10 protein-coding genes are annotated in these 23,606 nt (G+C 56.3%); 7 read left to right on the top strand and 3 right to left on the bottom strand.

Translation table 11 applies throughout. The features are described 5' to 3' along the window. Positions 1-218 precede the first annotated feature (218 nt). Positions 219-359, top strand: a complete 141-nt coding sequence (locus FVB43_RS17130) for a hypothetical protein (protein ID WP_162900974.1) — start codon at positions 219-221, stop codon at positions 357-359. Here FVB43_RS17130 and FVB43_RS17135 read toward each other — a convergent pair. Then, on the bottom strand, positions 340-1,491 hold the full coding sequence (locus FVB43_RS17135; protein ID WP_159337097.1) for a beta-glucosidase: 1,152 nt from the start codon (positions 1,489-1,491) through the stop codon (positions 340-342). The genes FVB43_RS17130 and FVB43_RS17135 overlap by 20 nt on opposite strands. 131 nt (positions 1,492-1,622) lie before the next feature. Between FVB43_RS17135 and FVB43_RS17140 the strand changes: the two genes are divergently transcribed. After that, positions 1,623-3,092: a phospholipase D family protein gene (locus FVB43_RS17140; RefSeq protein WP_167864743.1), complete on the top strand. Its 1,470-nt coding sequence runs from the start codon at positions 1,623-1,625 to the stop codon at positions 3,090-3,092. 32 nt (positions 3,093-3,124) lie between these two features. Here the strand turns inward: FVB43_RS17140 and mdoC are convergent, their stop codons facing one another. Further along, positions 3,125-4,252, bottom strand: coding sequence for a glucans biosynthesis protein MdoC (gene mdoC, locus FVB43_RS17145; protein WP_133840936.1), 1,128 nt, complete (start codon positions 4,250-4,252; stop codon positions 3,125-3,127). 269 nt (positions 4,253-4,521) lie between these two features. On the opposite strand from mdoC, the gene FVB43_RS17150 reads away from it, so the two are divergent. The 3 genes from FVB43_RS17150 to FVB43_RS17160 all read left to right on the top strand — a co-directional run bounded on the left by FVB43_RS17150 (position 4,522) and on the right by FVB43_RS17160 (position 9,054). Beyond that, positions 4,522-6,057, top strand: coding sequence for a glucan biosynthesis protein G (locus tag FVB43_RS17150; protein WP_197931310.1), 1,536 nt, complete (start codon positions 4,522-4,524; stop codon positions 6,055-6,057). Then, the gene (gene mdoH / locus FVB43_RS17155) at positions 6,050-8,608 is read left to right on the top strand and encodes a glucans biosynthesis glucosyltransferase MdoH (RefSeq protein ID WP_133840934.1); all 2,559 of its coding nucleotides are present in this window, start codon (positions 6,050-6,052) and stop codon (positions 8,606-8,608) included. The genes FVB43_RS17150 and mdoH overlap by 8 nt, the downstream gene beginning before the upstream one ends. Before the next feature lie 212 nt (positions 8,609-8,820). Then, on the top strand, positions 8,821-9,054 hold the full coding sequence (locus FVB43_RS17160; protein WP_234472169.1) for a YceK/YidQ family lipoprotein: 234 nt from the start codon (positions 8,821-8,823) through the stop codon (positions 9,052-9,054). A 16-nt stretch (positions 9,055-9,070) separates the two neighbouring features. Here FVB43_RS17160 and FVB43_RS17165 read toward each other — a convergent pair whose 3' ends face one another. Then, entirely contained in the window at positions 9,071-9,469 is a 399-nt protein-coding gene (locus tag FVB43_RS17165) for a MysB family protein (RefSeq protein WP_167864368.1), read from the bottom strand. Positions 9,470-9,826: 357 nt separating this feature from the next. On the opposite strand from FVB43_RS17165, the gene FVB43_RS17170 reads away from it, so the two are divergent. After that, entirely contained in the window at positions 9,827-11,503 is a 1,677-nt protein-coding gene (locus FVB43_RS17170) for a ShlB/FhaC/HecB family hemolysin secretion/activation protein (RefSeq protein ID WP_167864369.1), read from the top strand. 12 nt (positions 11,504-11,515) lie between these two features. After that, positions 11,516-23,602 (top strand): hemagglutinin repeat-containing protein, encoded by a 12,087-nt coding sequence (locus tag FVB43_RS17175; RefSeq protein WP_167864370.1) that lies wholly within the window; start codon positions 11,516-11,518, stop codon positions 23,600-23,602. The last annotated feature ends 4 nt before the right edge of the window (positions 23,603-23,606 follow it).

Genomic DNA, 23,606 nt, shown 5'->3' on the forward strand with positions numbered 1-23,606 from the left:
TTTTAGCAGTGATGAATCAATTTATTACGTTAATCAGACTGGGAGTTGTGCTATTATCCTGCGCGATTATTTGAGAATGATTGACACTTTTTGGTGCTATAAACCCTCGTGGAATACTGTACTTTCGTTAGTGTTGCTTATTTTTTAGGTGAAAGGGACGTCTTTCATTTTTTACCGGCACCCCAACAGGATTGTTTGCCGGTACGCTGTGGCTGAACATGAAAAACAGTTCCAAACCTGAATCTGAAAAAGAACCTCGTGTACCGTTAGATGATGCGCAGTTTGCCATTGTGGTCCTCGCTGTCACCTCTTTTACGCTGATTATCTTTGTCCTCGGCATTACGTTGTGGATGTCCTGATCGGCTCCTGCTGATGTTTTATCTGCTGACTGCGTAGCATCAGCGCCATGGATTCATTGATGGTGCGATTGCCATTCGCATCGGGTAGACCAAATAATCCGGCAGGTAAGCGACGGTCATCATCCCATGCCGGGTAGTCGACAACGGGATAGAGTGAAATGCCCTCCAGCTGTACGCCCGCTTTCAGTGCCAAATCGCATTCCTGACTGACGAGGTTAAGCCACGTCTGAGACTGGCCTGCTTCTGCACCGGTTTCGGCGATCAGCAGGGGGCGTTGATAGCGTTGCCACACTTCCTGTAACAACACATTTAACGGCCGGTAGTCCGGGTGGTGCGGTTCCAGCGGGTCGCCGTTATGGAACCACTGATTGTCCGGGTACCAGGTCAGGCCCATAATATCCAGCAGATCTTCCGATCCCCCCAGTTCCGGTTCGCTTCGCCCTGCCAGCCAGTCCCAGACTTCATATTGCGCCTGATGCTGTTGCTGCGCCTGTAAGCGGGCGGCGGTGGAATATCCGGATGCCGCAACGTTGACCAGTGGATCGGTGAGCACAAAGCGCACCCCAGGCAGTTCTTCACGCATGGCATGCATTGCCGCTATGCTGGCGCGAGCGAGTTGTCGTTTCAGTTCGCGACCACGCCCGGTAACAAAAGGGTTAAACCAGGCGATTTCCGCACCGGCCCATGACCAGAATGAAATCTGATTCATGGGGGTAATAAACGGGCGGGTATGACCTTCTTCACGCATCAGGCGGGCGAGGGCGCGGGCAAAGGCGCTGAAACGATCAACGAATTCAGGCTGCCAGATATCCAGCCCGTCCGGCCAGCCAAAGTGGGCCAGCTCCCAGATCATTTCAATACCGTACTTTTCCGCCGCTTTTAGCTGCGGCAAAAAACTGTCCCAGTGATATTCTCCGGGTTGCGATTCAATTAAATACCAACGGGCGCCATCGCGTGCCGTCAGGATCTGATGGCTGGCTAACAGCGCATAATCTTTCTCCAGCAGCGTGTCATGTCCGCTGCTGATCATCAGGTCGGCGCGCTTGCCCGGTGTCCGGCAGGCAGTGGAGCAGGCGAAGCTCCCCTGGTAGAAGCTGGAAAACAGACCGGGCGGGTAATGTCCATCATGCATAATGTTCTCCTGAGGGAATAAAACGCAGGCGATGGGCTAAGTCTAGACTATATGTTTGCAGGCCTGAACAGACTGTGGGCCAGGCCGGAGTTAACCGGATGAATAACCGTATTACCGCACAAGGATTGCTGATGACCGACACGCTTCACCCATTGCAGGCAGTCAGCCCGGCTGACGCGACACGCCTGGCGCAGGCGATTACGCCACTGGTCGCACAGCATCCCCTGTACAGCGGGGTCTATCCACTGGCCGAAGGGCTGGATGCCTTTGCCGCGCGCTATCAGTTGATCACCCTGGCGGAAAATACGCTGGATATTCAGTATTACATCTGGCAGAACGACCTGTCGGGCAGGCTGTTGTTCAGCGCACTGCTGGCGGCAGCCCAGCGCGGCGTGAAAGTGCGTCTGCTGCTGGACGACAATAACACTCAGGGACTGGACCGGACCCTGAGCGAACTGAACCGTCACCCGCTGATCGAAGTGCGCCTGTTTAACCCGTTTACCTTCCGCACGCTGAGGGCGCTGGGTTACCTGACGGACTTTGCCCGCCTGAACCGACGGATGCACAACAAAAGTTTCACGGTTGATAATCAAGCCACCATCGTGGGGGGGCGTAACATCGGTGATGAATATTTTGGCGTGGGTGATGAACCGCTGTTTTCCGATCTGGATGTGCTGGCCGTGGGCCCGGTGGTGGATGAAGTGGCGCAGGACTTTGACCGCTACTGGCAGAGCCGGCCCGTGGCACCGCTGCACCGCGTGGTTGAAGAGGAAGAGGGCGAGACGTCGGCGGTGTCACTGCCGGAGGCCTGGCGCGACAGCCCACAGGTGGCGCGCTATCTACGTCAGGTGGATGAGTCAACGTTCGTGACCCAGTTAGACAATCGCAAGCTGCCTTTTACCTGGGCGAAAACGCGTCTGTTAAGCGACGACCCGCGTAAAGGGCTGGGACGGGCCAGAACCAGCACGCTGCTGCCACAACGTCTGCTGGAGGTGATTGGTAAACCGCAGCAGCAGCTCGACATCATTTCTGCCTATTTTGTGCCAACACGTACTGGCGTGGCGCAACTGCTGGCCCTGGTGCGCAAAGGGGTAAAAATCTCTATCCTCACGAATTCGCTGGCGGCCAACGACGTGTCGATTGTGCACGCGGGCTATGCAAAATGGCGTAAAAAGCTGCTGCGTCACGGTATTCGTCTATACGAGCTTAAGCCGAACAGCGGAACACGCGAGCCCAGCCACGATCGTGGTCTGACGGGGAACTCGGGGTCCAGCTTGCATGCAAAAACCTTCAGCGTGGATAACCAGACGGTATTTATCGGTTCGTTTAACTTTGACCCGCGCTCTGCCGTGCTGAATACCGAAATGGGGCTGGTGATTGAAAATGATGCGCTGGCAACGCGCATTCACGAGCGATTTATCAGCAGTATGCGCGACCGCGCCTGGACGCTACGTCTGGATAAATGGGGGCGGGTTAACTGGGTGGAGTATCCGGGAGAAGGGTCCAATGAAGTGGTGCATAAGCATGAACCGCGCACCCGGCTGATGCAGCGTCTGCTGGTGCGCCTGGTATGGCGTCTGCCAATCGAATGGTTACTGTAAGGGGCGACCCTATTTCCGGTCGCCCCCTGCCATTACTGGCGCTGTGGCTTCCCGGAGAACAAGAAGCGCAGCAGTGGAATGCGCAGATGAATCTCATACAGCAGGAAGGCGATGCCAAACACAAACACCAGACCGGCGAAGAATCCGAGGGTGTTGCTGTCGATCTGCTTCACAAACAGAATGCCATAGAGAATGGTTAATGGATGGTGGACCAGGTAGATAAACAGTGAGGCGTTCACCAGATACGTTACGCGTGGAGAGTGGGAGTTCAGCAGGCGATGACCGAAGGTAAACACCACGTTGACCATCCACAGGCCCATGAGCATCGAGACCACCGCATCAATCTCATACAGCCAGCCTTCCCCTTTACTCCAGGTCTGATTGGCCACATAGGCGGCAAAAGCCAGCGCCGATCCCACAAAGGTCCAGGGAACCGGACGAACAAACAGGGCCTTAATCGCCGGATATTTCCATGCCATGGCACCCAGTATAAAGAAAGGCAGGAACATCAGTGTTTGCATCACCGCCATATTAAACAGCGCATCGCTCAGGATCTGTGGTGCAAAAATAAACATCAGACGACGAAATGCACCCCAGGCCAGGCTGCAAAGCAGAATAAAACAGGTTAAACGGGTCCAGGTGAGTTCGGAATAGTCTGTTTTCTCACGTGCGCCATCGCGCAGAAAACGGAACAGCCAGAAGCCTGCCACGGTCAGAACGATCAGGACCAGCAGGAACCACAGATGGGAAATCAGATCCCAAACCAACGTATTATATTTCTCATACAGGGTCTTACTGCTCCAGTCACCGATCTTACTGGTCCACTCTTTCAGCATAAAAAACTGCGGCAGCGTAATCAGGGGGATGGCGGTCAGCATCGGGATACCAACCCGCTCCACACGCACCTTCAGCCAGTCTGATGGGGTGTAGCGCAGGAACAGCATATAGGAAAAATAGCCTGAAATAACAAAGAACACCTGCATGCGAAACGCATGGATGAAGTCATTCAACAGCGTCAGCCATTCGGAGGGCGCGACACTGTTGACCGACCAGTTTTGTGTGGAATAAATCAATGAGACATGAAAAGGCACCCCTAATAACATCAGCCAGGCGCGAATCGAATCCAAAAAGTATTCTCGTTGTGGTGTTTTTTTAGTCATATATGTCCAGTATTCAACAAGTTAATCACCCGGTTCACCCTGAACCAGTCTAAAGCTTACCGCTTACTTTAATAGAGCAAACCCGCGTATACTATCAGCCGAATCTGTTTCCGCTAAACGCTTGAGAATCGGGCTATTAGCCACTCGGAATAGTGGAACAAAAACGGGCTCAGGCTGTCGGAATGCTGAATTATCCTTTAAGATGGATCCATTGATTTAAGCACCCGAAAGGGGGGGATGTGCGGACTAAAATGAACAATAAACCAAAACTGATGAAATTGCGCTGGGTTGGCGCGGCAGTTTTGCTTTCAATGTATGCCAACACCAGTTGGGCTTTCAACATTGACGATGTGGCAAAACAGGCGAAAGAGTTAGCCGGTAAAGGCTTTGAAGCGCCGAAAAGTAATCTACCGTCACAGCTGCGTGATATGAAGTATGCCGACTATCAGCAGATCCAGTTCAATCATGAAAAAGCCTATTGGAACAAGTTGAAGACCCCTTTCAAACTTGAGTTTTACCATCAGGGTATGTACTTCGATACGCCGGTACGCCTCAATGAAGTGACGGCTAACAGCGTTCGTGAAATCAAATACTCTCCGGAATATTTCAATTTCGGCAATGTGAAGCACGATCCGGATACCGTGAAAAACCTCGGTTTTGCCGGTTTTAAAGTGCTGTACCCGCTGAACAGTAAAGATAAGAAAGACGAGATTTCCAGCTTCCTGGGGGCCAGCTACTTCCGCGTGATTGGTCAGGGCCAGGTATATGGTCTGTCTGCCCGTGGTCTGGCCATCGATACGGCATTGCCGTCCGGTGAAGAGTTCCCGCGCTTCAAACAGTTCTGGATTGAGCGTCCGAAACCGCAGGATAAACATCTGGTGATCTATGCGCTGCTGGATTCGCCGCGCGCGACCGGCGCCTATCGTTTCCTGATCACCCCGGGTAAAGACAGCACCGTTGATGTGCAGTCAAAAGTCTACCTGCGTGACAAAGTGGGCAAACTGGGCGTGGCTCCGTTAACCAGCATGTATCTGTTCGGTGCGAACCAGCCGTCTCCTGTGGCTAACTACCGTCCGGTGCTGCATGATTCCAACGGCCTGTCGATCCATGCCGGCAACGGTGAATGGATCTGGCGTCCGCTGAATAATCCGAAACACCTGGCCGTCAGCACCTTCACCGTGGAAAACCCACGTGGTTTCGGTCTGCTGCAACGTGGCCGTGATTTCGATAAGTATCAGGATCTGGATGACCGCTACGATCTGCGCCCAAGCGGCTGGATCGAGCCTAAGGGTGACTGGGGTAAAGGCCGCGTTGAGCTGGTCGAAATCCCAACCAGCGATGAAACTAATGACAACATCGTGGCATTCTGGACCCCGGAAAGTCTGCCAGAGCCAGGCAAAGAGATGAAGTTTGCCTATCGCCTGCACTTTACACGTGACGAAAGCCAGCTGCATACGCCGGATACCGCCTATGTGAAAAGCACGCTGCGTTCTCTGGGTGATGTGAAACAGTCTAATCTGGTGCGTCAGCCAGACGGCACAGTGGCGTTTATCGTCGACTTTGTTGGCCCGGACATGAGCAAGCTGCCGGAAAACACCCCGGTCACGCCGCAGGTGAGCATCGGTAATAATGGTGAGCTGGTAGAAAACAGCGTGCGCTATAACCCGGTCACCAAAGGCTGGCGTCTGGTGCTGCGTGTTCGTGTTAAAGACAATAAACAGCCGACCGAGATGCGTGCTGCACTGGTTAACGGTGACAAAACGCTGACGGAAACCTGGAGCAATCAGTTGCCTGCCAATGAATAAGTCTACCGTAATACCCAACGAATATATCGATGCGCTGCCCCTTTCCCCGGAGCGGAAAGGGGCGCTGCGTGATGCGTTGCCAGAACAACCGTCCGATACCTTCAGCCAGTTGCACTATCAGCTGGCCGAAGACGGCCCGGTCGAAACGCGCCCCGATGATGCTCCGCAGGAATCGGTAAAAGCGCGTGTCGAGATGAGCTGGCCTGACTCTGTTGATGGCGGTCGTCAGTTTGACAAAGACGCGCTGGATCGCACCACGCTGAAAGCGATGCCGAAACACACCCGTTCTTCTATGTATCCGGAAGAGTGGCGGACCAACCCGGTGGCGCGCGCATGGGATTCCCTGCGTGGGCGTAAAAGCACACCGCGTTACGACAGCCGCGAAGAGCAGAAAAATGAAGACAAATGGCGCCATGTTGGCTCTATTCGTCGTTATATCCTGCTGTTCCTCTCCGTCTTCCAGACGGTGGTGGCCACCTGGTATATGAAAACCATTCTGCCTTACCAGGGCTGGGCGCTGATCGATCCTATGGAGATGATCAACCAGAACTGGCAGCAGTCGGTGTTGCAGATCCTGCCTTATGTGTTGCAGACCGGGATCCTGTTCCTGTTTGCCATCCTGTTCCTCTGGGTATCTGCGGGGTTCTGGACGGCACTGATGGGGTTCCTGCAACTGATGATCGGCAAGGACAAATACAGTATTTCGTATCTGACCAACGGCGACGAACCGATTAACCCGGAACACCGCACCGCGCTGATCATGCCCATCTGTAATGAAGATGTCGGGCGTGTGTTTGCTGGTCTGCGTGCTACCTGGGAATCCGTGGTGCGTACCGGTGAGCAGGCGAACTACGATGTGTATATCCTCAGCGACAGTTACAACCCGGATATCGCCATGGCTGAACAGAAGGCCTGGATGGAGCTGGTACGTGATGTCGGTGGGGAAGGGCGTATTTTCTATCGCCGCCGTCGCCGTCGCGTGAAACGCAAATCCGGTAATATCGATGACTTCTGCCGCCGTTGGGGCAGCCAGTACAGCTACATGGTCGTACTGGATGCCGACAGCGTGATGAGCGGTGACTGTCTGAACGGTCTGGTGCGCATGATGGAAGCGAACCCGAAAGCGGGCATCATCCAGTCATCACCAAAAGCATCGGGTATGGATACGCTGTATGCGCGTTGTCAGCAGTTTGCGACCCGCGTTTACGGTCCGCTGTTTACCGCCGGTCTGCACTTCTGGCAGTTGGGTGAGTCGCACTACTGGGGCCATAACGCGATTATCCGCGTGAAGCCGTTTATCGAACACTGTGCGCTGGCGCCATTGCCGGGCGAGGGCTCGTTTGCCGGTTCCATCCTGTCCCATGACTTCGTGGAAGCGGCCCTGATGCGCCGTGCAGGCTGGGGGGTGTGGATCGCTTACGATCTGCCGGGTTCTTATGAAGAACTGCCGCCAAACCTGCTGGATGAACTGAAGCGTGACCGTCGCTGGTGCCACGGTAACCTGATGAACTTCCGTCTGTTCCTGGTGAAAGGGATGCACCCGGTTCACCGTGCTGTGTTCCTGACGGGCGTGATGTCTTATCTGTCAGCACCGCTGTGGTTTATGTTCCTGGCGCTCTCCACCGCTCTTCAGGTGGTGCATACGCTGATGGAGCCGCAGTACTTCCTGCAACCGCGCCAGCTGTTCCCGGTGTGGCCGCAGTGGCGTCCGGAACTGGCGATAGCGCTGTTCTCCACCACGCTGGTGCTGCTGTTCCTGCCGAAGCTGCTGAGTATTGTGCTGGTGTGGTTCAAGGGCGCGAAACCTTACGGCGGTGCACTGCGCGTACTGGCTTCCCTGTTCCTGGAAATGCTGTTCTCCGTGCTGCTGGCACCGGTGCGCATGCTGTTCCATACGGTGTTTGTGGTCAGTGCCTTCCTCGGTTGGGAAGTGGTGTGGAACTCACCGCAGCGTGACGATGATGCTACGCCATGGAGTGAAGCCTTTAAGCGCCACGGTTCGCAGATGCTGCTTGGCCTGGTCTGGGCGGGCGGTATGGGCTGGCTGGATCTTAACTTCCTCTGGTGGCTGTCGCCGATTGTCTTCTCACTGATCCTGTCTCCGTTTGTTTCGGTATGGTCCAGCCGTCGTACGCTCGGTCAGGCATCGAAGCGCGGTAAACTGTTCCTGATACCGGAAGAGTTCAGCCCGCCGCAGGAGCTGGTGGATACGGATCGTTACGTTGAGCTGAACCGCGAACGTGAGCTGGATAATGGCTTTATGCACGCCATGTTCCATCCCTCGTTTAACGCGCTGGCCAGCGCCATGGCGACCTCGCGTCACCTGAAGAGCGATATCCTCGACTTCGCCCGTGACCGTCGTATTGAGCAGGCGCTCAGTGAATCGCCAGCGAAGCTGGACCGCGATCAGCGCCTGGCGTTGTTAAGCGACCCGGTCACGCTGTCACGCATGCATTACCGCCTGTGGCAGCACGCCGATAAGTATCACGACTGGTTAGATCATTACCATACGTTGAAACTGAATCCACTGGCGCTGAATAACGCTAAATAGTATGCGGGTCGGGCATGCCCGACCCCTACGTGATGGCATACCCGATCTTGTAAAGGCTGACTTTCTTTTCCGGTCAGCCCGTCAGGCGGGAAGATAAAAGCCGGGGCCTTGTGTCCCGGCTTTTTTACGTTTTTTTTGCATTGAGTGCTATGGTGCTGTGATGTACAGACGGTAAGATAGTGCGTTTTTTATTCGGGAATAATGTGGTGAGCATGTTTTTACGCGGTGTGATGTTGGCAGTCAGTGTGCTGGTACTGAGCGGGTGTGGCAGTATTATCAGCAGAACCGTGCCCGGACAGGGGCACGGTAATCAGTATTATCCCGGCGTACAGTGGGATGTGCGTGATACGGCGTGGCGCGTGATCACCATTATCGACCTTCCGCTGTCGCTGGTGGTGGATACCTTGTTGTTACCGGTGGATGCACACCACGGTCCGTACGAGTAATCCCTTTTACCGTACCTCAGGCACGGTTATCGGCATCCGTATTATTGTCTTCCCACTCTTCTGCTGCCGCTTCAGCTTCTTCACTGTCGGCAGGTGGCTCAAGCTGGAATTCCCCTTCATCCCATTCATGCAGGGTATTTTCAGGCAACCATTCGCTTCGCAATTCGACCTCGTCGAAATCACCGTCAAAAATGGCCTGCGCGGCTTCACCGCTGTACAGCGACACAAGCTCGCCTTCATCTCCATCCTCGGTGAGAAACTCCGCCTGCCACATAATGTCCCCATCCTGCATCACAAACTTTTGCAGATTGAACTGATTCACCGCGGCGTCATCTTCGTCGACCTCCGGGTTGGCAGCAAGGTACTCTTCACGAGCCGTATCAATGGCTTCTTCCAGCGTGGCATAAAGTGTCATGGTCATCTCCCTGGTTTTATTGGTAAAGAGTAATTGTTGTCGTTGTGCGTCAGGATGCAAGGCGGTAAAGAAGAAATTTTGTGTACCGTGCGTGAGGCCGATTGACAAGGATTTCTGTCGCTTAGCGATATCTGGTCAATCTTTGAACGGGTAAATTTTACTTAAATACATCAGCAGTAAACGGCCTTTATTATTTTTCATCTTTTCTATTTTAATTAAATCAGCCTGTGTTATTGACTTAACGTAAATTACTGGAGGGAGTATTCAAACTGAATGAATTAAGTTTATTCTTATTTCACAGCAGGTAATCTGTGCGCATTGAATTCCTCCCCTATTCACATTTATTTAACTTATATCATGATGATGTTAACCCCGGTAAGGACACTGACGGCATTACTGCTGGCGGGTGCGTGTTTTACTCTTTCAGCGGCCATGCTCAGCCCAGCCGATCGTGACGCCGTACGCCAGCAACAGCAGCAAATCCTCGATCAGAACCAGCAGCAGCGTGATGAGCTGGAGCGCAGCACGGCATTACCATCCGCGCAGCCTCCGCGCCCGGTGCTGCCCTCTGCCGGCCCCTGCTTCAGGATCAATACGCTGCGTCTGACCGGTGTGACGTTGATTTCCCCCCATCACCAGCAGCAGTTGCTGGCACCCTGGCAGGGTTCATGTCTGGACATGGCCAGTATCAGCCAGCTCACCCACAGCATCTCCGACTGGTATATCAGCCGTGGCTATATCACCAGCCGCGCGTTTATTCCCGAACAGGATCTCTCCGGGGGGGAATTAACGCTGGCGGTGCTGGAAGGCAAATTACAGCATATTCGTCTTAACGGTTCCCCGGCGCGTGAACTGAATATGGCTTTCCCTGGGCTTGAAGGAAAAATCCTTAATCTGCGCGATATCGAGCAGGGGATGGAACAGATTAATCGCCTGCGTACCACGCCGGTTCAGATTGAAATCCTGCCTGCTGACCAGCCGGGGTACTCGGTGGTGAATCTGACCGCCACCCCGGAGTTTCCCCTCAGTCTCTCCGCGGGCTTTGATAACAGCGGGCAGAAAAGCACCGGCACCGGGCAACTCAGTGGGTCGCTGACGGCAAACAATCCGCTGGGCCTGGCTGACCGCTGGTTTATCAGCGGTGGCCGCAGCTCGGCATTTTCCCGCGCACGCGATGCGCAAAATTTCCAGGCCGGGGTCAGCGTGCCTTATGGCTACGGCCTGCTGGACTACAGCTACAGCTGGAGCAACTACCTCAGCACCATCAACAACAACGGCTTTGACTGGCTGTCACGCGGTGACACCAAAACCCACCGGCTCGGTCTTTATCAGGGGCTGTACCGCAACAGCGATATCAAAACCGGCCTGTCTTTCGGCATTACTCATCGCATCAGTCGTAACTGGCTGAACGATGCGCTGTTGCAGAGCAGCAGCCGCAAACTCTCCAGCCTGCAAATGGGTATTAATCATACGCAGAAGCTGGGCGGCGGTATCGCCACCCTGAACCCGATGTTCACGCGGGGAATGCCGTGGTTTTCGGCGGAAAGCGATGAGGGGAAAAACGGAGATCTGCCGAAGGCAGAATTTCGTAAATGGAGCCTGAACGGCAGCTATCAGCTCCCTGTCACCCAAAGCCTGTGGTGGTTAAGCAGCTTTTACGGCCAGTGGTCACCGGACCGTCTGTACGGCAGCGAGCGCCTGACGCTGGGGGGTGAAAGCTCGGTACGCGGCTTTAAAGAGCAGTATCTCTCCGGGGATAACGGGGGCTACTGGCGTAATGAGCTGAACTACGCCCTGTTTACCCTGCCGGGTCTGGGGCAGGTCAGCGCGCTGGCGGCGCTGGACGGTGGCTGGCTGCACAGCGACCGCCTCGACCCCTGGGCGGCGGGCACCCTGTGGGGCAGCGCCGTGGGCCTGACCACCAGTCAGCGCTATTTCTCCACGCAGTTTACCGTTGGCACGCCGCTGGAGTATCCGGACTGGCTGGCGCCCGATCACCTCGCCGTGCAGTACCGCATCTCACTGATTTTTTAAGAGGCCAGGATTATGGACAATCATCAGCAACCGGTTCGCCGTTCTCAGCGTCTGCTGAGTTACCTGATTTGTACGCTGATTGCCGGGCAGCCGCTGCTGCCAGCGGTGGCTGCCGCCATCACCCCGGTGACCCCGGGCAGCCAGATGGACAAGGCGGCCAACGGCGTACCGGTGCTGAATATCGCCACGCCAAACCAGGCAGGGATCTCCCATAACCAGTTCAGTGATTACAATGTCGGCAAACCGGGGCTGATCCTCAATAACGCCACCGACAGGCTGACGCAGACCCAGCTGGGCGGGCTGATCCAGAACAACCCGAACCTGAAGGCAGGAAAAGAGGCGCGCGGGATCATCAATGAGGTGGTTGGCGGCAACCGCTCGCAGCTGCAGGGCTTTACCGAGGTGGCGGGCAAGGCCGCGAACGTGATGGTGGTTAACCCGTACGGGATCACCTGTAACGGCTGCGGCTTTATCAACACGCCGCAGGTGACGTTGACCACCGGGAAACCAACCTTTGACAGCCAGGGTAATGTCAGCAGCCTGGCGGTTTCTAAAGGCACCATCATCGTTGAAGGGCAGGGGCTGAATGCCAGCCAGAGCGATGCGCTGTCCATTATCGCACGCGCCACTGAAATCAACGCCGATATCCATGCCCGGGATCTGACGGTGATTGCCGGATCGAACCGCGTTGATGCGCAGGGCAAGGTCACTGCGCAGGGATCTCAGGACCCGCAGCCCTCGGTGGCGGTGGATACGGGCGCGCTGGGCGGCATGTACGCCAACCGCATCCGCCTGGTGTCGAGTGACAAAGGCGTGGGGGTGAACCTTGGCAACCTTAATGCCCGTCAGGGGGATATCATCCTGGATGCCAGCGGCAAACTGACGGTGAACAACAGTCTGGCCAGCGGGGCGCTCAGCGTCCGGGCCGTGACGGTCGCGCTCAGCGGCGATCATAAAGCCGGAGGCGACATCACGGTCAGCAGTGACGGTGACGTGGCGCTGAAAAACGCGGCGCTGGTCAGCGATCGGGATGTGATAATCAACGCCGGGAAAACAGGGGCTCTGGAGAGCGGCAAACTGACGGCGGGCCGGGATATTCAGCTCAGCGGCGATGCGCTGACGCTGGATAGCGCCAGCCAGGCGAACGCAGCCGGAGATATCCGGGCCACCGCGACCACCCTGCTCTCGCAGCAGGGTCAGATGACCGCCGGACAGGATCTTACGCTTAACGCGGACGCGCTGGATAACCGCGGTGCGCTGAATGCCAGCCGAAACCTGAGTGCCCGCGCCATCACGCAACGTAACAGCGGCACAATGCAGAGCAGCGGCGACCTGACGGTCAGCGGCAGTCAGCTGAAAAATCAGGGAAAGATGTTGAGCGGCGGGTCGCTAACCCTCACTGGCGACCGGCTGGAGCAGAACGGCACGCTCAGTGCAAAAACGCAGGCCAGCCTGACCCTCAGCGACAGGCTGACGCAGGGCGCTCAGGGAGAAATACTCAGCGACGGTTTACTGTCGATGCGTGCCGGGCAACTGGAGCAGCAGGGACTGCTGTCGGGCGATCGCGGCGTGTATTTCAGCGGCGACGGTCTGAATCAGCAGCAGGGCGCACGCATCACCAGCCAGCAGGCGATTGACCTGCAGGCCGACCAGATGCAGCTGGGCGGGGAGGTTAACGCAGACGGCGATCTGACGCTGAATGCCGGGACGCTGACCACCCAGAGCACGGCGCAGGTACAAAGCGGCGGTAACCTCAAGCTGGCGGCGCAGCAGGCGACGCTGAACGGCACCCACGCCGCGCGCGGTGACCTCATCGTCAACGCCACCACCCTGAACCATAACGGCAAAAGTAACGCGGCGCGCATCGCCCTGACCGCCGACAGCCTGAATAACCACGGCACCCTGGTGGCGCCCGAACTGTCGCTCAGCACACAGCACCTCACCAACGGCGGCCTGCTGGATGGCAGCCGCAGCCTGCAATTGCAGACCGATCTGTTCGATAACCTACAGGGTGCCACACTGCACAGCGCAGGTGACCTTGCACTGAGTCCCGCACGGCTGAATAACGCCGGGCTGATCGCCAGCGATGGCGATCTGACCCTTAGCGGTGACAGCCTGTTTAACCGCGGTGAAATTAACGCGCACAATCTCAGCGCGGATTATCTCGATCTGCACAATCAGCAGGGTGGCCTGCTGCTGGCACAGGGGCAGCTGACGACTGTCAGCCAGTCACTGGATAATGCCGGACAGATGGCGGCGGCGACACTGCATGTTTCGGGCGATCGCATCGAAAACAGTGGCACCTTGCAGGGCAACGACAGTCTGGCCCTGAAGGCGCACACTATCACCAGCCAGGGCGATATGGTCTCGCATGGCGCGCTGAGCATCGACGGCGATAGCCTGAACAACGGCGGTGCGCTTCAGGGGGCGGTGCTGGCCCTGACGCTGGTTCAGCAGTTTGCTAACCAGCAGGGAGCGGAGGTGAATGCCACCCGCAGTCTGGCCATTGATGCGGCAAAGGTGGTGAATGACGGGCAGATGGTCACGCCTGCTCTGACTCTGAACAGTGCCAGCCTGGTGAACCGTGGCTGGATGCAGGGTGATAATACGCTGGTGGTGAACAGCGCAACGATCGATAACCTCGCGGGTGGCACCCTGGTGAGTGGCGACCGCGCCGAACTGACCAGCACCACGCTGAATAATGGTGGTCAGTTGCAAGCCGGTCACCTGGTACTGAGCAGCACCAATCTCAATAACAGCGGTACGCTGTTGATGAACCATCTGGGAGAACTGACGGTTGCGCAGACGCTGACCAACAGCGGCCTGTTGCAGGCTAACCGCGCACTGACGTTAGGCACACGGCAACTGGTCAATACTGCCAGCGGTGCGCTGATTGATTCCGGCGGACTGACGCTGACGCTCGACAGTCTGCGCAATGACGGGCTACTGCAAATCAGTGAAGCGCTGGATGTGACGGCGCGCGAGCTGAATAACCAGGGCCAGTTGCTGGCAGGTCGCACGCTGGCGCTGAACGCGACGTCATTGATCAACGGCGGCCTGATGCAGGGCGATGAGCGGCTGACGCTTGACAGCACCTCGCTGGATAACAGTGGACAGATCCGTAGCCTGGCAGACGGCAAGGTCAGCGCAGACAGCTTACTGAATACGGGAAAAATTACCGCGCAGGATCTGGCACTCAGCGGTAATGTCCTCCGCAATAGCGGCCTGTGGCAGGGTAATCAACACCTTGGCGTCACCGCCGGGCAACTGACCCAGAGCGCCAGCGGGCAGACCCTGAGCGGCGGCATGCTGGAACTCAGCAGCCATACGCTGACCACTGACGGCACCCTGCAGGGGGCGCAGGTTAGCGTCACGGCGCAGAGCTGGCAGCACCTCGGAACGGCCATCGGCAGCGCAGGCATCTCGGCACAGGTCGGGGATACGCTGGCGAATACGGGTGAGATTTTAAGCCAGGGCGGCATTCAGCTTGATGCTGCGACGCTGAACAATACCGGCAAGCTGCTCGGCGAAGATGCCGTGACGCTGCGTGCCACTGGCTTCACTAATCAGGGCGCGGTGCAGGGCAGCACGCTGGCGGTAGACGCCGCAACGCTGACCAACAACGGCACGCTGGTGGGGTTGCAGGCCCTGACCCTCGGCTCTCTCCCCGCCGCTGTGGCACGCATGGCGCTGGCGGCAACACCAGCAGTGCAACGTATTTATAGCGGCAGCGGTAAGCTGCTGACCCAGGGCACTCTGAGAATAAACGGCGACAGCCTGAGTAATGACGGCATCTGGCAGGCGCAGGATATTGTCGCCAACGCCCGCACGCTGAGCAATCAGGGCCGCATACAGAGCGCCGACAGCCTGGAGTTGCAGCTGAGTGATACGCTGACCTCCGCTGCCAACAGCCAGATCGGTGCGCAGGGTGAAGCGTTACTGCATGCCGCCACCCTCAGCAATCAGGGACAGTGGACGGCTAAAAATCTCGCGCTGACGGCCGATGCGCTGGATAACCAGGGCACCATCAGTGGGGTGGATAACCTGACCCTGGGCCTGACGGGTGTGCTAAAACAGCAGCAGGCCGGATCGTTGTTAAGCGGCGGTGCGCTGGGCGTGAATGCGACCTCAATAGAGAATGCTGGCCGTATTCAGGGCAACACGCTGGCCATGAACGGCAGCACGCTGGAGAACAGCGGCAGGTTACAGGGGGATAACGGCCTGACGCTGGTCCTCGGCGATCGCCTGACCAATCATCAGAACGGGATACTGTTCAGCCAGCAGGCGCTGACGCTGCAGGCGGCGCAGATGACCAACGACGGTGTGATTCAGGGGGGGAAACAGACCCGGCTGGATATCACCGGAACGGCACAGAATAACGGAAAACTCCTTTTCAGCGATGATTTGACGTTTAACGCGTCGCAGCTGAATAACGGGGGCTGGTTACAGGCGACCGATCTACTGCTTAAGGCGGCGCAGGTAGAGAATACAGGCACGCTGCTGGCGCAACAGCAGGGCGCCTTTACCGGCAATAGTCTGATCAATCAGGGCAGTGTCCAGGGCGATCGACTGACGGTTAACTATCAGCAACTGAACAACAGCGGCACCGTGCTCGGCAACCAGCAGCTAGATGTCACTGCCGCAAATGTCGAGCAACAGGGCGGCGGCAAACTGCTGAGTGGCGGTAATCTGACGCTGAAGGCCAACCAACTCTCCCCCACCGGTCAACTGGTGGCCCTTGGGGATGTGACGGCCACACTGGCTAACGCCTTCACGCATCGCGGCACACTGGCGGCAGGCAATCAGCTGACGGTCACCAGCAACGGTGCCATCGACAACCAGGGCGTGATGCAGGGGCAGGGCGTTAACCTCAGCGCGGGGGCCGTACTGACCAACAACGGTAAAATCACCACTGGCACCCGCACCAGTACCCTGAGCGGTAGCCAGATCAACCTCAATGACGCCGGGAGCGTGCAGGGCGGGGGCGATATCTCGCTGACCAGCCGTGGCGATATCAATATCGCCGGCTTTACCGGAACCAGTGGGTCACTGACGCTGACGGCACCGGGCAGCATCATTAACACAGCCTTACTCTATGCAGGCCAGGATATGCGTCTGCAGGCCAACAGCATCCGCAACCAGCGCGGCGATATCCTTGCTGACAATAATCTGTGGATGCAGCGTGATGCCGCAGGCAATGCCAACAGTGAAATCATTAACACCTCCGGCACCATTGAGACGCGCAACGGCGATATTACGATGGCCACCGCGCATCTGCTTAATCAGCGCGACGGGCTGACCTGGACGGAGAAGGTGACGAACTATTATCCGGCTAATAGTGGAACCATCACACTACGACTGACTCCCGATATGCTTGAGTACTACAGCATTGAAAAGTGCTCAGGTGGACATCATGGTAACTGTTCGTATGAGTCAGGAGCTCGGCCGCTGACTGAAAATATGCAACAAAGGGTTCTGGTCAGCGAAAAACAAGTCACAGCCAGTGCCAGTGGAGGAGTTGCGCGTATTGCGTCCGGGAAGGATCTGAGCATTAACGCGGTTAAATTAGAAAATAAAGCCAGTAGTCTGCTCGCTAACAGAAATATACAACTGCGTGGAAACAGCCTGGATAATAATTCCATTGAAAACGGCATCATGCAGACATGGCAGACGTATAAATGTGGTGGATCTTCATGGACTGAAACCTGTAGCAGTCGTGTAGATAACAGCAGGTCGAGTGTTAATTTCATATATACCCTTATGGGCGGCCCGACCATTGAAAATCTGGCGACCGGAAGCGCACTCCGCGCCGTGATCCAGGCCGGTGGTGCACTGACCGCCAGCTTCACCAGTAACGTCAGCAATACGACTACCCGTGCCAATACCGGCACGATCACCAGTACCCTGGCAAAACCCGTGCTCAATACCCTCAGCCAGCAGGGTATCGGCAGTACTGTGCAACAACAGGCTCTGTCCGGCACTGAAAAAGTGACGGTTAATTCACCCCAGTGGCAGTCGCAGATCCAGTTTGCCCTGCAACAAATGAGTGGTGGGAAAGCCCTGGACAGCAACGGTCAGCCGCTGGCGACGCTGGCCGATCAGCGCACGAATAACAACAACGGCACTTCGCTGTTTACCAAAAAACCAGCCTCATTGCAGCAGCCAGTGGCTCAGGGCATCGACACCAGCGCGTGGCCACTGCCCACCGGCAATAACGGCTATTTCGTTCCTGCCAGCGATCCCAAAAGTCCGTATCTGATCGTCACCAACCCGCAGCTCGACGGGCTGGGCAAGCTGGATCACAACCTGTTTGGCGATCTCAATGCGTTACTGGGCAAACAGCCGGGCAGCGCACCGCAGGAAACGCGCAGTGCTTACACCGACCAGAAACAGTTCCTTGGATCGTCCTACCTGTTGGATCGCCTCAATCTTAAGCCTGACTACGACTACCGTCTGCTGGGTGATGCGGCCTTTGATACCCGCTATGTCAGCAATGCGCTGCTTAATCAGACCGGCAACCGCTATCTGAACGGAGTGGGTTCCGACCTGGAACAGATGCGTTATCTGCTGGATAACGCCGCCAGTGCACAGCAGTCGCTGGGATTAAAATTTGGCGTATCGCTGGATGCAAAACAGGTTGCTGCGCTTGACCACAGCATTGTCTGGTGGGAAGCGACGCAGATTAACGGCGAAACCGTGATGGTGCCAAAGCTCTACCTGTCGCCGAAGGATATTACCGTCAACAGCGGCAGCGTGATTGCCGCCAACTCGGTGGAACTCAACGCCGGAACGCTGACCAATAATGGCAGCACACTGGCCGCCAAAACCGATTTGAATATCAACAGCCAAAACAGCATCAGTAACCTGAACGCAGGCCTGATTAGCGCTGCCGGGGATATGAACCTCAGTGCGCTGGGCGATATCAACAATATCGGTTCGGCCATCAGTGGCAAAACACTGGCGCTGGAGAGCCTCGACGGCAGTATTAATAACCAGACGCTGGCCACGCAGTGGAACGCCAGTAGCAAAGGCTGGTTTGGCTCCGGTGCGGCAATGAGCCAGACCCAGCTGGGCACAACGGCAACGATGAGCGCACAGCAGGGCGTAACGCTGAAAGCGGGCAAGGATATTACGGTCACCGGCAGCAAGGTGACGGCAGGCGGCGATCTGAAACTGGATGCGACAGGCGATATTGCTATCAATGCCAATCAGACGTCCAGCAGCAGTCGCTATACCGGGTATGCAGGCAAAAACATCGCCAGCAGCGGCAAGGTCGACAACGTCGGCAGCAATCTCTCTGCGGGAGGTTCATTAACTCTTAACGCCGGAAACGATCTCAGCGCCACCGCCAGCACCATCAGCGCGACAAAGGATCTGTCGCTGTCGGCAGGGCACGACCTCAACCTGAACGCAGCAGACACCGCGCAGCGCAGCAGCAAGGGCAAAGGGGAAAACCATGTCACCGGTCAGGATCGCACCACGCTGACCAGCGGCAATGACCTGACGCTCAGCGCAGGCCGCGATCTGAACAGCCAGGCGGCAGGCCTGGTGGCCGATAACGATGTGACATTACAGGCGGGCAGGGATGTGAATCTGCTGGCGGCCACCACCACTAAAGGTGACAGCTACCGCAGCAGCGAACGTACGGAAATCCACGAAGCGGTGCGCCAGCAGGGCACGGAGATTGCCAGCGGCGGCAATACTGCGGTGCAGGCGGGGCGGGATATTAACAGTGATGCTGCAACGGTCAAAGCCGACGACCTTCTTGCACTTCAGGCCGGCCGTGACGTCAATCTGAACAGCGCGCAAGAGAGTGACTACGCCTTTAAAGAAGAAGTCACTACCAAGAAAGGCTTCCTGAAGAAAACCACGACCCACACCATTAAAGAAAATTACAAGACCACAGCAAAAGGAACGCAGCTGACGGGCGATGCGATTTCTGTGGTGGCAGGACATGATGTCACTGCAACGGGTGCAGCTATTGGCGCGGAAAGCAGCGTCACGCTTCAGGCGGGTAATGATGTTAACGTGCTGGCTGCCACTGAGAGAGCATCGACCTACAGTCTGCACGAAGTGAAAAAAAGCGGGCTGATGGGCGGCGGCCTCAGTATTGGCTATGGCAAACAGTCGGCGAAAACGGAATACAACGGGGCAAAAGTCACCCAGAGCGATGCACGAAGCCTGGTGGGGGCCTCTGCCGGTAATGTCATTATTGTTGCCGGGAATAATGCGACGGTGAAAGGCAGTGATGTCCTTGCTGCACGTGCTGCTGACGACATCACACGGGCCACCGGGCATATCGACATTACCGGGGCCAACATCGCCATTATCTCTGGCGAGGACCGCATCCGTGAAAGTCTGTCTCAGACAGTAAAAAGCAGCGGCTTTGGTCTGACATTAACCGGCACGCCGCTGGATACCGTGCGTAACCTGCGCGATATCGTCACTTCCTCCGGTAATGGCTTCCAGAAGGTGAAAGCGTTCAGTACTGAAACGGGGGCTTCCCTGGGAGACACCGCCCAGGTGGGACTGAGCTACACCCGGTCCTCAGCCAACAGCCAGCAAAGCAGCGACAGCGTTTACCAGAGTGGCAGCCAGCTGACGGCCGCCGGAAATACCCAGCTGCATGCCACAGGCAAAGAGAATAAGGCGGGCAGCGGCAACCTCCTGGTGGCGGGCAGCAGCATCAGCGCCGGGGAAGATGCCATTCTTGAGGCGAAAAATCAGCTCAGCGTTGTGGCCTCAACAGACAGCCAGAAGGTCAATAGCAGCAGTAAAAGCAGCAACTGGAGTGTGACCACAGATATGTCTACCCCGGGTGCCATGACGCGCCTGGTGGGTGGCACACCCAATCACGGGACTCAGGTCACGCCGGTTGGCGTACAAAAAGACAGCAACAAAAGTGACGGCACGTATCTGACGCAGAATGCTTCATCCGTGACGGGTAACCATGTGGCGTTGGCCAGCAGTGAGGGCAATATTCTGCTGGCGGGCAGCACACTAACCGGTAGCCGGGGCGTCAGCGTGCTGGCGACCAAAGGCCAGGTGACGGCGACCAGCGGTGAAAACTCACAGGTTGAGAAAGCCAGCGGCAGCAGCAGTACTCTCGGATCGCTGGGCAGTGATGGCTACAGCGGCACGCTTGGCTGGGGGCAGTCAGCCTGGCAGCAGGCGAGCCGCGGTAAACAACAAAGCGTGGTGCGCAGCGCTATCGTCAGCGACCAGGGTGACGTTACGATAGCGTCAGCGGGTGACACGGCGCTGAACGGCAGCGATGTGTATGCCGGTAACAACCTGAAGGTGAACGGTCAGAATATCGTGCTGGGCAGTTCACAGGACAGCACCAACAGCAGTAGCAACAGTAAATCCGCGCAGTACGGGATTACTACATCAGTGTCGGGTTATGCCGTTACCCTGGCGCAGGCAGCGGAAAAAATGACTAATAGCCTGTCAGGCAGCGACGACCCGCGCCTGCGGGCTATCTATGCCGCACAGGCAGCGTTAACCATCGCCTCCACCGTTACGCAAAATACGGCTGCCTTAAAGGTGACGGTGAAAACAACGGTGGGCAGTAGCCACCAGTCGCAGCAGTCAGAACAGGTCGCACAGCAGGGGACGGTACTGAAGGCGGTGCAGGATGTGACGCTGACTGCCGATCAGGATATCAGTGGTCAGGGAGTGCAGGTGGCAGGTAAAAACGTCACGCTGGATGCAGGGCGCGATATTGCCCTGAGTTCTGCCCAGGACATCTATTCACAACAGTCAAAAAGCGGCGGTAATCAGTACGGTGCGGGCGTCGGCCTGGGCGGTGGCGGTGGTCAAAACGGTTTCACCATCGAACTTTCTGCCAGCCAGAGTAGCGCCAAAGCCGATGGCAGTGGCCTGACGCACCATAACAGCGTGGTGGATGCCAGCGACAAGCTGGTGGTCAACAGCGGTCGGGATATCGTCCTGAAAGGCAGCAACCTCTCGGGTAACCAGGTGGAGGTTAATGCCGGGCGCGACCTGCTGATCGCCAGCCAGCAGGATAAGGCTAACTACGACAGTAAAGACAGCTCATCCGGTTTTAGTGCCAGCATTTGTGTTCCGCCTATCTGTGCGGGTACGACCGTTCAGGGCAGTGCCAATATCAGTGGCAGCCAGCTGTATAACAACTATGCCTCGGTACAGCAGCAGAGCGGCATTGCAGCAGGCAGCGGCGGCTACAATGTATTTGTCGGCAACCATACCCAACTGGATGGCGCAATCATTGCTTCGACGGCCGATGCCGATAAAAATCACCTTAGTACCGGTACGCTGGGCTGGAGCAGCATTGATAATGTGGCGAAGCAGTCAGCCACCGGTTTTAACGTTGCAGGGGGGACAGAAGGCCCGCCGGCCGCCGGACTCCAGCAGGTCAAAGACAGCGCCAGCTCTACTACCATCAGCGCGATATCGCCGGGCACTATCGAGATCCGTGATGCTGCCCAGCAGAAACAGGATATTGAGACCTTAAGCCGCGATACGGCCAACGCTAACGCCGCGCTGGAAAATACCTTCGATGCGCAGAAGATGAGGGACCATCTGGCCGTGCAGCGTGAGATGGCGGCGCTGGGGCAGCAGGCAATAGGCTATGCCAGCACAATACTTACCGAGAAGGCAAAAGAGGAGGCCAAAGCCGCTGCACTGGCCAGGCTTTCCGCTAATCCGGCTAACAAAGACCTGACTGCCGCTGAATTGACAGCGAAGGTACTTAATTCTGACGAGTATAAGCAGGCAGAAGCCAAATACGGCATCGGTTCCAACTTCCAGATTGGCGCTAATGCCATCGTTGGTGCGCTGTCTGCTCTGGCAGGCGGCAACGCAGGCGGCGCACTGGCCGCCGCCAGCGGGCCGCTGCTGGCTCAGGTGATTAAGCAGGCTTCTGGCGATAACGAAGCAATGCGCGTGGTGCTGCACACTGCGATCTCCGGGCTGCTGGCCCAGGCGCAGGGCGGCAGTGCGATTGGCGGTGCCGCCGGTGGTCTGGTCTCTTCGGTTGGTGCGGAACCGCTTAGCCAGCTGTTGTATGGCAAAAGTGCCACTCTGTTGACGCAGGAGCAGAAAGAGCTGGTCGCCAACCTCGCCACGCTGGCCGGTATGGGCGCGGGTGCAGCGGTGGGCGGCTCTACTGGCGCAGGGAGCGGCGGTGCAGCGGCGAAGGTTGAGGTGGAGAATAACTATCTGAGTGATAAGGACATTAAGGCCTTCACTGAGAAGTATGCTGCTGCCAAGACTGATGTTGAGAAAGAACAACTTGTTACAGATCTTAAAAAGCTGGATGCGGATCAACAAAAGCAGGCGTTATCTACAGGGATATCGATAGCAGATCAGAAAACCGAACTGGAAAAACTGAAGCAACTTGCAATGTCCCCAGACTGCACGGGGCAATGTCGCGAACTGGCGAATTACTCGATATCACAACTTGAGCCAGTGGTGAATAACATACAATTGCATAAGAACAATTTGACAAAAGCGGTGCTTGCGTCAACGATCATTGCATTGACGTTAGAGCAATCAGGGAAAGTTGGCGAGAAAGCACCTGCAACGGGAACGACCAGCGCAGGCAAATCGACCTCTGCTATTGATGATATTGTTAAGGGTGAAGGTCAAGCGGCAAAAGGGTCGACGGATTCTCCAATTGGCCAGCAGACTAAATTAACGCCTGAAATTGAAACTAAAATACTAGCGGGACAAAGGATTGATGGATCGAATAGGATAATAGGAGGGCATTCCCCTAATATTAATGATGCTAATCCTAAATATGCTGTGGAAACAATAAAGGTTAATGCAGATGGAACCCGAACTGTAAAATATACAACGCAATTTGAAGATGGGAAATTATCAAAAATAAAAACTAGCACCTTATTCCCTGAGGGCTGGTCAGATAAAATCATCATTGATTCCATCAGTAAGGTTGGAAATACCACTGCTATAGGTAAGAGGGCTACAACAGGAGAAACTCTTTATCGAGGAACTGTTAATGGAGTGGAAATTGATGTAATAAAAAAAGGTAATGAAATTACCGCAGGGTATCCAGTTGGAGGAAAACCAACACCTGGTTTTAACCCTTTAAAATGAAAGA

The organism is Erwinia rhapontici (assembly GCF_012271765.1).
In the GTDB taxonomy this organism is placed as follows: Bacteria; Pseudomonadota; Gammaproteobacteria; order Enterobacterales; family Enterobacteriaceae; genus Erwinia; species Erwinia rhapontici.

Bases quoted from the DNA above. Each gene is read 5' to 3' on its own strand.
- FVB43_RS17130 (WP_162900974.1), top strand. From the start codon at position 219: ATGAAAAACAGTTCCAAACCTGAATCTGAAAAAGAACCTCGTGTACCG.
- FVB43_RS17135 (WP_159337097.1), bottom strand. From the start codon at position 1,491: ATGCATGATGGACATTACCCGCCCGGTCTGTTTTCCAGCTTCTACCAG.
- FVB43_RS17140 (WP_167864743.1), top strand. From the start codon at position 1,623: ATGACCGACACGCTTCACCCATTGCAGGCAGTCAGCCCGGCTGACGCG.
- mdoC (WP_133840936.1), bottom strand. From the start codon at position 4,252: ATGACTAAAAAAACACCACAACGAGAATACTTTTTGGATTCGATTCGC.
- mdoH (WP_133840934.1), top strand. From the start codon at position 6,050: ATGAATAAGTCTACCGTAATACCCAACGAATATATCGATGCGCTGCCC.
- FVB43_RS17160 (WP_234472169.1), top strand. From the start codon at position 8,821: ATGTTTTTACGCGGTGTGATGTTGGCAGTCAGTGTGCTGGTACTGAGC.
- FVB43_RS17165 (WP_167864368.1), bottom strand. From the start codon at position 9,469: ATGACACTTTATGCCACGCTGGAAGAAGCCATTGATACGGCTCGTGAA.
- FVB43_RS17170 (WP_167864369.1), top strand. From the start codon at position 9,827: ATGATGATGTTAACCCCGGTAAGGACACTGACGGCATTACTGCTGGCG.
- FVB43_RS17175 (WP_167864370.1), top strand. From the start codon at position 11,516: ATGGACAATCATCAGCAACCGGTTCGCCGTTCTCAGCGTCTGCTGAGT.